We start from the raw sequence: 13,321 nt of genomic DNA on the forward strand, positions 1-13,321 counted from the left end.
GTTACCTAACTTAACACTCCTACGATAGATGGGGCGGTGTACTGTGGTTCGGGAACTGGTCGTTAACGCTTCGTTGTTGATTTCCGGCTTGTATATCGGATCGTTGTTGTTTCGGCTGACGCCGCAGTCGATGGCGTCATGGCGAACGTCCATGTCGTTCGGCTTGTACTACGGCGTCGTCGCGGCGGCGCTGCTCGCGTTCAACCAAGAGGGAGCGGGGGACGGCTCCCGAAGCTTTCATCTCGTGCCCGTCGCGATCGCCGCCCTGCACGGTTCACCGCGGGCGGCCGCGATCGCGGCCGGCTTCCAGCTGCTTCTCGGCTGGGCGCTGCCGGGAGTGGGCTTGGACGCGCGCGTCGCCCTGGAGACGGCCGTCGTCGGTCTCGGCGCCGCCGCGATCGCGGCCGTCGCCAAGCGGCGCGCCTCCGCCTGGGCGTGGACGGCGACTCTCGTCGCCGGCTCGCAGCTCGTCGGAGCCGTCTTGGACGGCGCTCCGCGGGAAGGGCGATGGTGGGAAGCCGTCGTCTTCGCGAGCGGCATACTGCTCGTCTTATGGGGCGCGGATTCGTTCATTCGCAAGGAACGCGAACGGAAAGCGCTGATGACGGAATACACGTACTTGACGCAGCACGATCTGTTGACGGGGCTGCTCAACTTCCAGACGTTCCAAGCGAGATTGCAGCCGTTGCTGGCCGAAGGCAATCGGGTGTGCTTCATCTTGATCGATTGCGACGACGTGAAGTCGTTGAATACCGAGCAGGGCTTCCACACGGTGGACGGCACGCTTAGGAACGTAGCGAACCTGCTCCGGGCGTATTTCCCCGACGCTCTGTTGATGGGACGGTACGGGTCGGACGAATTCGCGGTCGTCTTCCCGATGCCCGACGACTTGCCGGCGAGACTCGAGAAGACGCTCGAGACGCAAATCCAAGAGCTGTCGGACATTCAGCTCTCGTACGGTTACGCCGTCTACCCCGACGAGGCGAAGGACCCGAGCGCCTTCATCGCGCTCGTGCAGCGGCGCATGCTCGAGACGAAACGGCGGCTGTGGCTGGAGCGCGAAGCGCATTGGCTGCATAACGAACGCTTGATGGCCGTCGGGGAGCTGGCCGCGGGCATGGCTCACGAAATTCGAAATCCGTTGACGACGGTGAAGGGATTTCTGCAGGTTTCGAAGCAGAACGGATACAACGTGTCCGAGTATTACGACATCATTATGCACGAAATCAAACGCATGAGCGATTTGACGGTCGAATTTTTACAGTTCTCGAAGCCGTCCGCGCATCGTCCGAGCCTCATCTCCATCCAAGAGTGCGTCCAGGCGGCCGTACAGCTGACGGAATCGGAAATTACGAGGAACGGCCACCAGCTTCAGCTGCAGGCGGAAGAGATGCCGCTCATGGCGCTCCTCGAGAAGGACAAGATCATTCAGGTATTGGTCAACGTCGTCCGCAACGGCATCGAAGCGATGGAGGAGGGGGGCGGCACGCTCGCGATCGCCGTCTACCCGCGGGGCGAATTCGGTCTCGTGGACGTGACCGACACGGGCGGCGGCATCACCGACGAGCACTTGATGCGACTGTTTCAACCGTTCTTCTCGACGAAGTCGAAGGGGACGGGACTCGGATTGTCGATCAGCCAGAAGCTGATCAACGAACACGGCGGATATATTTCCGTCAGAAGCAAGGTGGGGATCGGCACGACGTTCACGATCCGCCTGCCGCTGGCGGATCGCGACGCGACGGCGTAGGAAGGCGGAGGACAGCATGATTCAGACGATCGCCGTAACGAAACACGGAGAGACGCTTCGCGGCGTCCCGATCGATTCGCTCGATCGGGACGACGTCGAATGGTATTGGGTCGACTTCGCGGAACCGACGGAAGAAGAGATTCTGCTGCTCGAAACTCGGTTCCGGTTCCACCCGCTCGCCATCGAGGACTGCCTGCAGCTGCTGCAGCGGCCGAAGCTGGACCATTACGAGGCGTTCCATTTTCTCGTCTTCCATACGCTTCACCCGACGACGCTCGAGGCGGTCGAACTGGACGTCTTCCTCTCGGAGCGGTATATCGTGACGTTCCATCTGACGCCGCTGCCGGAGCTGGACGACGCGTTCGCCAAGTGGGTCGCGTTCGACGAAGCGGGGAAGAAGGGGCCGCTCTTCGCGTTGTACTCGGTCGTGGACAAGATCGTCGATCAATATTTCCCGTCCGTCTACCGCATCGAAGACGCCCTCTTCGATATGGACCAGCGGAAGTCGTCGGACTTGACCGACAAGATTATGGATCAAGTGTTCGACATCCGCTCGGATTTGCTGCAGCTGCGGCGCACGGTGTTTCCGATGCGGGAGCTGCTGTATCGCATTCTGAACAGCGAGAGAATTCAAGGGATGGGCGGCGAGCATCGGGCGTATTTCGCCGACGTCCACGACCATCTGCTCAAGCTGTCGGAGATGATCGAATCGAACCGGGAGATGACGGCCGACATCCGCGACAGCTACGTCTCCTTGAATACGAACCGGATGAACGGTATCATGAAGACGCTGACGGTCATAACGACGATCTTCATGCCGCTGACGTTCTTGGCAGGGATCTACGGGATGAACTTCTCCTATATGCCGGAGTTGGACATGAAGGGCGGATATTTCATCGCGCTCGGGGCGATGGCGCTGATCGGATTCGCGATGTTTTGGTGGTTCAAGCGGAAGGGCTGGTTCGACTAAGGACGGGCTCGTCCTAGAATGACAGCCGGATAGTTCATGTGCAGGCGATATCGTATATGGACGATCGAGGCGAATCGGGGTACATTCAATACATATTTATAACTAGGAGTTGAAGCAGAGATGACGAGATTGTCGATCGGATTGCAAATGTACACGCTTCGGAACGAGACGGCTCAGGACTTCTTGGGCACGCTTCGGAAGGTGGCGGAGCTTGGATACGAAGGCGTAGAATTCGCCGGCTACGGCGGTTTGGACGCGAAGGCGCTTCGCGCGGAATTGGACGGCATGGGGCTCAAGTCGCTCGGCAGCCACGTATCGCTCGCGCGGATGCTGGAAGCGGCCGACGACGAGATCGAATACGCGCTGACGCTCGGCAACAAATATCTCGTCGTGCCGTGGATGGGCGAAGAGAAATACGCGACCGAAGAAGCGCTCGCGGAGACGTGCAAGCAGCTTGACGCCATCGGCGCCAAGTGCGCCGAGCGCGGCATCGCGTTCGGCTACCATAACCATTCCTTCGAGCTGCAGCGCACGTTCGCAGGCAAACTGATGCTGGACTACATCTTCGACAGCGTGCCGGCGGACCGCTTGCAGGTGGAACTGGATTCTTGCTGGGTCCACAACGCCGGCATCGACGCGGCGGCATATATCGGTAAGTACAAGGGCCGCATCCCGCTCGTTCACTTGAAGGACATGATGCGCGAAGGCGACAAGGCGAACACGGTCGAGCTCGGGAAAGGCGAAGTGGATCTGCTTGCGATCGCCGCCGCTTCGAAGGAAGCCGGCGCGGAATGGCTGATCGTCGAACAAGACGTATGCCAAAACCCGCCGCTCGAAAGCGTGGCGACCAGCATCGCTTGGCTCAAGAGCAACGGCCTTCGGTAATTCGAAGGAATGGGAGAATAAGACTAAAGCGAAAGAAGCAACCCCGCGGCGGGTTGCTTCTTTGCGTGTTCGGGCGCATTCGCAAATTGCAAACCGGCCCGCTTTCCCCGATTATCGCGGTAAAACTTGGCGTAATTATATTAATTTAACTTTTCTACTAAAACCTGCTAGACAACTCAATATATCTATGATATATTGAAAGCAGTTACAAGCCAAGAACGAGCGGAGAGACGACATGATTTATGACGGTATCGTAATCGGACTCATCGTCGGGTTGATCCGAGGGGGCGTCTTCGGCGCATTGCGCGGATTGTCTCGGTTGAAGCTTGTGGCCGGTTGGGTTTTCCCGGCGCTGCTGGTCTTTCAGTTCGTGTACTTCTATTTCCAAGGCAGGAACGAAGCGCTGCAGCAATATACGGGCATTTCGATCATGGTTATTTATGTTATCGGTCTTTTGTTCGTCGGATTGAACCACAAACAGCCGGGTTTCAAGACAATTTTCGTCGGCGTGTTCCTGAATTTCCTCGTCATGGTTCTGAACGGCGGGGCGATGCCGGTGTCGCTCGAAGCGGCGTCGACGTTGGGATCGTATTACGCGGACATGCTGCAGAACAACGACGTCGTGTATAAACACGCGAAGCTGATGGAGGACACGAGGCTGCCCTTCCTGGGAGACATTATCCCGATCGTCGCGCCTTACCCGCGGCAGGTGATTATCAGCATCGGCGACATCGTGATGAACGTAGGAATCTTTATGTTCCTGCAGAAGATCATGACGGCCGAGAAGAAGGGGCTCCCGAGCGGAGCGGTATCCACGCAAGCATAATGATGTAAACATACATACTCTATCGAATTCATTCGAAAACTATGGGAGGGTTCCGCTATGAAGAAGAAGCTCGAAGGCATCCAGTTCGGCAAGTTGATCGTGAACGCCGCAATCGTCGCATCCGTCATCGTCGCATTGACTTCCGGCTACAAGTGGGGCTAATTCGAATCTTATAACCTAATTCAATCCATTCTCGAGGAGGAATTCGTAATGAAGAAACGTTTAGAAGGAATCCAGTTCGGCAAGTTGATCGTGAACGCAGCCATCGTCGCTTCGGTGATCGTGGCATTGACTTCCGGTTATAAGTGGGGCTAATCGGAACCCGACGAGAGCCGTTCCTGAGGCGTAACGCCTTTAGGACGGCTTTTTTTCTTTTCCCGAGGCTGCCGATACGCCCGGCGAGGCTCGTCCTTCTTTCATTATATTAACCTTCGTATATTTCGTGTATAATAACGTCAGACTACTCGGAAATGCAGGTGCTGCAGGATGTTCCAGAGAACGAAGGCTTACATCGACTCGCTTCGAGAACGTCAAAATTTATATGTGTTTAGCGTATGCGCCTTAGGCGTCGCGTTGTTCGCGGCGTTCGTGAACGCGCCTTCCTTTTCTCTGAACGAGTGGGTCCTGTTGTACGCGCTCGTGGCCTCCGTCGTCGTGTTGAACCATCTGGACTTCCAGCTTCCGCCGAGCGGCACGAAGCAGTCCATGGATTCCTCCGTCATCTTAGCCGCGCTCTTCGTCCACGGGCTCGACATCGTGTTGTACGTCTTGCTGCTCAGCTACGGCATTCTAGCCGCGATTCGAAGAGAGGTCGCGCTCTGGAAGCATCTCGCGAATTTCTCGATGTACGTCATCATGATCGTCGCCACGTCGAGCGTATTCGCTTGGACGGGGGGGCGAATCGGGACGCTTGAGGTTACAAGCGTTTACATTTATCTGCTGTCCTTGGCCGTGTATTTCTTCGTAAACACGAGCATCTTCGGCGGCTTCCACGTCATTCAGGGCAAGCCGGCGATCAAGGTGTTCAACGGCGTATTCAAAGAATCGATCTCGGCGTACGCGAGCACGCTGCTGCTTTCGCTGGTGCTTACGATGTTGTTCGAGCGTTCTCCCTTCTTCGGGTTGTTCCTGTTCATGGGGATCGCGGTCCTCATCTCGAAATCGTTCAAGCTGCTGTTCGAGCTGTACCATTCCTTGTCCGAGCGGGCGATCGTCGATCAACGCACGGGCTTGTATAACCATAGTTATTTCGAGGAAGCGCTGGAAAGCCGGCTGAACGCGTCGAAGAAGACGGGGGACGTGTTCTCCCTCGTACTGCTCGACTTGGATAATTTCAAGAAATACAACGACGTCTACGGTCATCTGAAGGGCGATCAGCTGTTGGAATTTTTCGGAACGCAGCTGAAGCATCTGTGCGACCGGGAGGGCGTCGTCGTCGCGAGATACGGAGGCGAGGAGTTCACCGTCATTCTCCCGAACGTCGGCGCGGAAGAGGCGCTCGCGTACGCGAACCACATTCGCAAGCGAATCAACGATACGTACTTCGAGGGCGTCGAGCTGTTCCCTCACGGGTGCTTGTCGTTCTCGGCCGGCATCGTCCAATATACGCTCGATATTTACGACAAGAACCAACTCGTCGACCGGGCGGATCAAGCGATGTATTACGCGAAGGCTCAAGGAAAGAACGTCGTACATATTTATAACGAAGATTCCATCCTGCAGCGGACGCTCGATATCGAACAGGACATTCGGGAAATCGAGCAGCAGCTGAATATCTTTTTGTCGAAGGACGTGTACACGTTCCAGCACAGCAAGCGAGTGTATCGTTATGCGATGGAGCTGAGCGATCGGCTTACGCTGACGGACGCGGAGAAGAAGACGCTGGTGCTCGGGGCGCTCATCCACGATATCGGAAAGCTGGAAATTCCGAGGGACGTCTTGAACAAGAAGGGCAAGCTGACGAACGAAGAGTGGGAGATGGTCAAGAAGCACGTGCTGTGGGGCAAGGAGATCGCCTCTACGAACGAGAAGTTCAAGCCGCTTCTGCCGCTTATCGAGCTGCATCACGAACGGTACGACGGCAAGGGGTACCCGCGCGGACTGAAGGGCGAGGAAATTCCGAAGCTCGCCAGAGCGCTGTGCGTCATCGATTCGTTCGACGCGATGACGACCGAACGTCCGTATCAACGTACGAAGACGTTCCAGGAGGCGATCGTCGAGCTGCGCGCCCATGCGGGCAAGCAGTTCGATCCGGAGTTCGCGGAAGCGTTCATCGCGATGATCGAACGCGGGGGCTTCGATTGGAGCGAGGACGAGGAGCGGGACGGGCGCGATGCTTCCCCGACGAATCCCGCGGCGGGATAAGTCGACGCGGCCGAGAATACATATGAACTACTAGCGAAAGGGGGGCGACCGATGAGCGCCGTACTTCTGAAGATCGGACTATCCGCCGTGTTCGGTCTCATCATCGGGATCGATCGGGAGTTAAAGAAGAAACCTCTAGGCATGAAGACCTGTCTCGTTCTCGCGGTAAGCAGCTGCTTGCTTACGGTCGTTTCCATTCAAGCGGCCTATGACTTCCCGAAGCTCGATCACATGGTGATGGATCCGATGCGTCTGGCGGCGCAGATCGTATCCGGGGTCGGCTTTATCGGCGCCGGGGTCATCCTGAAGCGCAACGACGACGTCATCAGCGGCCTTACGACCGCCGCGATGATCTGGGGGGCGTCCGGCCTTGGGATCGCCGTCGGCGCGGGGTATTATATCGAAGCGGCCGTCGCGCTGTTGTTCGTCTTGGTCGGGGTCGACCTGATCCCGTTCTTGATGCGGAAGTGGGGGCCGGACGTCCTCACCTCGAAGGAAATATTAATTTCGTTCATCCTAACGGATATGGAACACTTCGACGCCATGAAGTCGCATCTCGTCCGGCACAAGGTGAAGGTGAAGGCGACGAAGGTGTCGGAGCTCGACGAGCGAACGATACGAATCGAGCTGCGGGCGCAAGTGCACGAGCATAGCACGATCGCGGATATCTTTAAGGATATTCGGACCGAAGAGCATGTTAGCAAACTCGATGTTCGCTCTTTATAGGAAGACGTCCGTCGCTGAACGCGGCGGCGTTTTTTTTATGGAGAAAATGGTGGAAACATCATATGAATTATGTTATTTTCTTAAATAGATATGATGAATTTTGTTTCGCATGGACTGGGAGGAGGCCGACATGAGAAAGCTGGCGTACGAAGCGGTGTACGACGGAATTCGCTACCGCATCGCTAGCGGCGACTGGAGCGTCGGGAGCCGCATCCCGACGATCGAGGAGCTGTCCCGCGAGTTCGGCACCGGCGTCTCTTCGGTCCGCGAGGCGGTGAAGATTCTAGGCAAGCAAGGCGTGCTTCGCATCGAACAAGGGCGCGGTACGTTCGTGGCGCAAAGCCTGGAGGAGGCGTCGGGAGAGCGGCTGGACGCGTTAGAGAACGCGACGCTCTTGCAGCTGACGGAAGCGCGCCTCGTCGTCGAGCCTGAACTGGCCGCGCTCGCCGCGGTTCACGGCGGCGCGGACGCCAAGCGGGCGATTCTGGACAATGCGTCGGCGATGCGGGAGAAGATGGCGCGAGGCGAGGAGTTTCTTCGCGAGGATTTGGATTTCCATCGGTTGATCGCCGTCGCCGCGGGCAACGTCGTCCTGCGCGAGATGATGTCCGTCGCGTCGGATTTGCTTCTGGACAGTCGCCGGCGGACGATGAAATGGGAAGGCATGGACGAGAAGACGATCGCGCATCATCAGTTGATCGCGTACGCGATCGCCGAAGGCCGCGCGGAGACGGCGCGAAGCCAGATGCGCTCGCATCTGGAAGATATTTTGGCGCAATATCGACGTAATCTTAAGGAGGATCGGTAAATGAAAATTCGCAGCATCGAACTGTTTACGGTACCGCCCCGCTGGCTGTTCCTGAAGGTGACGACGGACGACGGATTGATCGGTTGGGGGGAGCCGATCGTCGAAGGGCGGGCGGAGACGGTGAAGGCGGCTGTCCAAGAGCTGAGCGATTACTTCATCGGCAAGGAAGCGGGCAATATCGAAGACCTATGGCAAGTCATGTATCGAGGCGGCTTTTACCGCGGCGGGCCGATTCTGACGAGCGCCATCTCCGGCATCGAGCAGGCGTTGTGGGACATTAAGGGCAAGCGGTTCGGCGTGCCGGTCTACGAGCTGCTCGGCGGGTCGGTCCGCGACAAGATGCGCGTCTACGCTTGGATCGGCGGCGACAAGCCGGCGGAGACGGCGGAAGCGGCGCGGGAGAAGGTCGCCGCCGGGTACACCGCGGTCAAGATGAACGGCACCGCGGAGATGGAGTGGATCGATTCGAACGCGAAGATCGAAAGCGCCGTCGCGAATATCGCGGCGGTGCGCGAAGCGGTCGGGTACGGGATCGGCATCGGGATCGACTTCCACGGCCGCGTGCACAAGGGGATGGCGAAGGCGCTCATCAAGGAGCTGGAGCCGTATAAGCCGATGTTCATCGAGGAGCCGGTGCTTCCGGAAAACAACGAGGCGCTGCTCGAGCTCGCCCGCGCGACGACGGTGCCGATCGCGACGGGCGAGCGCATGTTCACCCGCTGGGACTTCAAGCATGCGCTCGCGAGCGGCGCGGTCGATATCATTCAGCCGGATCTCAGCCACGCCGGCGGCATCTGGGAGACGCGGAAGATCGCCGCGATGGCCGAGGCGTACGACGTCGCCGTCGCGCCGCATTGCCCGCTCGGTCCGATCGCGCTCGCGGCTTCGCTGCAGCTCGATTTCTGCACGCCGAACGCGTTCATACAGGAGCAAAGCTTAGGCATTCATTATAATCAAGGCTCGGACTTATTGGATTATCTTGCGGATCCGACCGTATTCGAATACGAGGACGGCTACGTCCGGCGGCTGGAGGCGCCGGGACTCGGCATCGAAGTCAACGAGGAGAAGGTGCGCGAGATGGCCGCGATCGGCCATCGCTGGCGCAATCCGATCTGGCGCAACGCCGACGGCTCGCTGTCGGAGTGGTAAGAGGCACGCCCGTTTCTTTTAGGAAACGGGCGTGTTTTTTTCATGAAAGTTTGAAGCTTTCGTTGAGGGAGGAGGCGCGTTTGTTCCGGCGCTCCTTCTCCTGGATTGACCTTCGCTCAGCTGGATCATGCAAACGCTCGAACCCTAAGGACTCGTCGACAGACGAGTTTTCTTACGGCTGGCTCGTATGGCAGCAGACAGGCGTATTCTAGGCGTTTAGTATCGCGAAAATCGTCCTACCCTTTTCGGTAAAATATGTTATACTATTAAGTAATTCTTGTTCTTACAGCGAGAAGGGCAAACCTGTTGAAAATCAGGGACGCAAAGCTACAGGGACTACCGGTTCGCGAACCCAAGTCAGCCAGCTGCCGAAAGCAAGAGGCGAGAGGAGCCTCCTTTTGGTGCGGAAATCAACCAACGATTACGGAGGCGTGCGAGGATGGAGAAGAAATCGTGCACACGCGTGGTGCAAGAGCTTAAGGACCTGTTGGGCGAAGAATTGGCGAACGACATCATCGTCGGATTCGTTCGCGCTTCGGATTCGGATTTGCGGGAAATCCGGAAATCGTTAGGAGCGTTCTTAGAGCCGGCCGTCGCGGTCGCGCGTTAACGATGGTGTAGCGGAACGGTCGGGAGAACTCTCTCGGCCGTTTCTTTATTCTCGGGAGAAGGTACGGCTATCCGGCCGCCTTGATGTAGGCGTTGCGATGAGATAGGATGAGGGAAACGGTTGTTCAGGGGGATAAACGGGGATGTCGCATTCGTTGTATCATGTGTTGGGCGCGAAGCAGTTCGATCGTCCGACGTTGGACGAGCTGTTCGCCGCTTCCGGCGAAATGGAGCGGGTCGTCGCCGAGGGAGGGTCGAACCGGTTCGCGAACAAAATTCTAACGACGCTCTTCTTCGAGGCGAGCACGCGGACCCGGCTGTCGTTCGAAGCGGCGATGCACCGGCTGGGCGGACGGGTGATCGGAACGGAGAACGCCGCGCAATTTTCTTCCGCGATCAAAGGGGAGACGCTGGAGGATACGATCCGCATCGTCTCGGGGTACAGCGATCTGATCGTCATGCGCCACACGGAGATCGGCGCGGCGAAGCAAGCGGCGTCGGTGGCGACGGTGCCGGTCATCAACGCCGGCGACGGCGCGGGAGAACATCCGACGCAGGCGCTGCTCGATCTGTATTCGATCCGGAAGGAGCTCGGGCGCATCGACGGCATCCGCATCGCGATGATCGGCGATCTGGCGAACGGCCGGACGGTTCATTCGCTGAGCTACATGCTCGCGAACTACAAGAACGTGCACATCGACTTCGTCGCGCCGGACAACGTGCGCATCCCGATCGACGTCAAGCGGTACTTGGTCGAGAAAGGCGTCTCCTACGAGGAATCGACGGATTTGACGGCCGTGGCGGCGACGGCGGACGTCGTCTACCAAACGCGGATTCAGAAGGAGCGGTTCCTGTCGCTCGAAGAATACGAGAAGGCGTCGGGCAAGTATACGATCGACGAAGCGCTGCTGGGCGTGCTGCGCCCCGATTCGATCATTCTGCATCCGCTGCCGCGCGCCGGCGAGATCGAGCCTTCGGTCGACCGCGATCCGCGCGCCGCGTACTTCCGTCAAGCGCAGAACGGGTTGTATTTGCGAATGGCGCTCATCGAAAAATGTTTACAATAAGAGAATGGGAACAATAGAACCACGCGGAGCCGGAGACGGCGCTCGCGTGGTTTCTTTTTCCCTCAATGCCATGACCGATTTACGAAAAAAGGTTGACATGGTGTGGGGTATTCGTCAGAATTAGAGGTAAATCGTTCAAGAACCAACAAAACCAACTATCATTTTCGGGAAAACCACAACACTTTAATTGGAAGCGGAGGGAGCTCGATGCCGACGGTGGAAGAGACCAGACGACAGCTGCAGGACGCTGGCAGGTATATGATGACGAACGGCCTCGCTTGGGGCAACGCGGGCAATATCAGCGCCCGGACCGGCGAGGACCGCTATTTGATAACGGCAAGCGGCACGTTCCTCGGAGAATTGGAAGACGACGATCTCGTCGAATGCAGCTTCGCGGGGGGGCGGCTGCATGAATCCGACAAGAAGCCGTCGAAGGAGCTGCCGATGCATCGCGCCGTCTACGAGCTCCGGCCCGAGGTGAACGCGGTGCTGCATGCGTCGCCTTTCTATAGTACGATGATCGCTTGCTCGGACTTAGCGCTTCCGTCGGATTGGTTCGTAGAGACGATGTACTATTTGGAGCGCGTGGCGCGGGTGCCGTATTGCCATCCGGGCTCGGACGCCCTCGGGGAAGCGGTCGCGGCTCATGCGAAGGACGCGAACGTCCTGCTGCTCGAGCATCACGGCGTCCTCGTCTTCGATACGAGCGTCCGGGAAGCGCGGATGGCGCTGCAGACGCTCGAGATGGCGTGCCGCATGCTGGTGACCGCGGGAGCGGCCGGCGTGAAGCTGCGGAATTTGGAGCCGGCGGTCGTCAAAGATTTTCTAACGAACGCGGGGTATAAACCTAGAAGGAAGTGGGAGTCGTGATCGGCATCGTCGCGGACGACATTACCGGCGCGAACGACATCGGCACGATGTTCGCGAAAGCCGGATACGTTACGCATGTATATCCGTTCGAGGCGTTCGATCCGTCGGCGGCGGCCGCGGCGGCGGAGCGTCCCGACGTCGTCATCTTGGATACGGCGTCCCGATTGGACGCGCCGGGGATCGCCTACGGGAAGGTCGAGAACGCCACGAATCGGTTGAAGGCGGCGGGCGCTAGGCTTTGGATCAACAAGACGTGCTCCGTGTTCCGGGGCAACGTCGGCGCCGAGTTCGACGCGATGCTGGACGCGCTCGGCGTTTCGTTCGCGGTCGTCGCGCTCGGCTTCCCGAAGAACGGCCGCACGACGGTCGACGGCATGCATTACGTTCGCGGACTGCCGCTCGAGCGATCCGAGTTCCGGAACGATCCGGTGCATCCGATGACGACGTCGAGTCTGGTCGACATCTTGCGCGGGCAGACGAAGCGGCGCGTGGAGCGGCTCGGGGAGCGGACGGCGGGGCTGACGCCGGAAGGGCTCCGAGCCCGCCTTGAGGAAGCGGAATCGCGCGGGGGGTACGTCATCCTCGACGTAGAGTCTCAGGACGATCTTCGTACGATCGCGCTCGCGGTCCGGGACGACTACGTGCTCTGCGGCAGCTCGGCGTTATCGGAGGAGCTGGCCCTTACGCTCCCGGGGACGCGGGGCAGCGCGCAAGCGAAGCCGCTGCCGCTCGTCGAAGGCGTCGGAATCTTGTGCGCCGCCGGCAGCCTCATGCCGCAAACCGCCGGGCAGATCGACTATTTGAAGGAGAAGGGCGTTCCGATCTACGAGATGGATACGCTGCGTCTGTTCTCGCCGCAAGAGCGCGCCGCGGAGCTTGAGCGGCTGACCGACGCGCTGGTCGGCGTGCTGCGCGCGGGCTCCCACGCCGCGGTGCACTCGACGAACGATCCGGTTCGCGTCGCCGAGACGAAGCGCATCGGCGCGACGCTCGGCATGACGGGCGAGCAAGCGTCCCGGCTCGTCTCCGACGCGCTGGCGGACGTCGCGAGCGCCGTCATGGCGCGCACGGGGCAGAATCGGCTCGTCACGGCGGGCGGCGAGACGTCCGCATCGATCTGCGATAAGCTCGGCGTCTCCGGCATGAGGGTGTGGAAAGAAATCGAGCCGGGCGTGCCGTCCTGCATCACGTTGTCGGAGGAGCCGCTCATGCTCGTGCTCAAATCCGGCAGCTTCGGGAAACCAAGCTTCTTGTATGACGCATTGCAGCACTTACTCGAACCATAACCGACGGGGGG

General features: G+C 58.9%; 12 protein-coding genes and 1 riboswitch. All 12 genes read left to right on the forward strand.

What is annotated here, in order from left to right; translation table 11 throughout:
* Positions 1-43 precede the first annotated feature (43 nt).
* The 12 genes from FE782_RS04975 (at position 44) to FE782_RS05025 (ending at position 13,310) form a co-directional block, all read left to right on the forward strand.
* A complete protein-coding gene (locus FE782_RS04975; protein ID WP_158299258.1) occupies positions 44-1,750 on the forward strand; it encodes an ATP-binding protein in 1,707 nt (568 codons plus the stop codon).
* Positions 1,751-1,766: 16 nt separating this feature from the next.
* Positions 1,767-2,720 (forward strand): magnesium/cobalt transporter CorA, encoded by a 954-nt coding sequence (gene corA / locus FE782_RS04980; protein ID WP_138192946.1) that lies wholly within the window; start codon positions 1,767-1,769, stop codon positions 2,718-2,720.
* A gap of 120 nt (positions 2,721-2,840) precedes the next feature.
* Positions 2,841-3,605, forward strand: coding sequence for a sugar phosphate isomerase/epimerase family protein (locus FE782_RS04985; RefSeq protein ID WP_138192947.1), 765 nt, complete (start codon positions 2,841-2,843; stop codon positions 3,603-3,605).
* A gap of 235 nt (positions 3,606-3,840) precedes the next feature.
* Positions 3,841-4,431: a DUF5317 domain-containing protein gene (locus FE782_RS04990; protein ID WP_138192948.1), complete on the forward strand. Its 591-nt coding sequence runs from the start codon at positions 3,841-3,843 to the stop codon at positions 4,429-4,431.
* A gap of 486 nt (positions 4,432-4,917) precedes the next feature.
* Entirely contained in the window at positions 4,918-6,795 is a 1,878-nt protein-coding gene (locus FE782_RS04995) for a bifunctional diguanylate cyclase/phosphohydrolase (RefSeq protein ID WP_138192949.1), read from the forward strand.
* A gap of 51 nt (positions 6,796-6,846) precedes the next feature.
* Positions 6,847-7,521, forward strand: coding sequence for an MgtC/SapB family protein (locus FE782_RS05000; protein ID WP_138192950.1), 675 nt, complete (start codon positions 6,847-6,849; stop codon positions 7,519-7,521).
* A 130-nt stretch (positions 7,522-7,651) separates the two neighbouring features.
* Positions 7,652-8,329: a FadR/GntR family transcriptional regulator gene (locus tag FE782_RS05005; RefSeq protein WP_138192951.1), complete on the forward strand. Its 678-nt coding sequence runs from the start codon at positions 7,652-7,654 to the stop codon at positions 8,327-8,329.
* Positions 8,330-9,478, forward strand: coding sequence for a galactonate dehydratase (dgoD, locus tag FE782_RS05010; RefSeq protein WP_138192952.1), 1,149 nt, complete (start codon positions 8,330-8,332; stop codon positions 9,476-9,478).
* Between the two features lie 286 nt (positions 9,479-9,764).
* Positions 9,765-9,851, forward strand: a riboswitch (cyclic di-GMP riboswitch).
* A 66-nt stretch (positions 9,852-9,917) separates the two neighbouring features.
* Complete coding sequence (locus FE782_RS32215) at positions 9,918-10,088, forward strand: hypothetical protein (protein WP_158299259.1); 171 nt, start codon at positions 9,918-9,920, stop codon at positions 10,086-10,088.
* Between the two features lie 142 nt (positions 10,089-10,230).
* Positions 10,231-11,154, forward strand: a complete 924-nt coding sequence (pyrB, locus tag FE782_RS05015; RefSeq protein ID WP_138192953.1) for an aspartate carbamoyltransferase — start codon at positions 10,231-10,233, stop codon at positions 11,152-11,154.
* Positions 11,155-11,361: 207 nt separating this feature from the next.
* Positions 11,362-12,024, forward strand: a complete 663-nt coding sequence (locus tag FE782_RS05020) for a class II aldolase/adducin family protein (protein WP_138192954.1) — start codon at positions 11,362-11,364, stop codon at positions 12,022-12,024.
* The gene (locus FE782_RS05025) at positions 12,021-13,310 is read left to right on the forward strand and encodes a four-carbon acid sugar kinase family protein (RefSeq protein WP_158299260.1); all 1,290 of its coding nucleotides are present in this window, start codon (positions 12,021-12,023) and stop codon (positions 13,308-13,310) included. The genes FE782_RS05020 and FE782_RS05025 overlap by 4 nt, the downstream gene beginning before the upstream one ends.
* The last annotated feature ends 11 nt before the right edge of the window (positions 13,311-13,321 follow it).

Source organism: Paenibacillus antri (assembly GCF_005765165.1).
Lineage (GTDB): Bacteria > Bacillota > Bacilli > Paenibacillales > YIM-B00363 > Paenibacillus_AE > Paenibacillus_AE antri.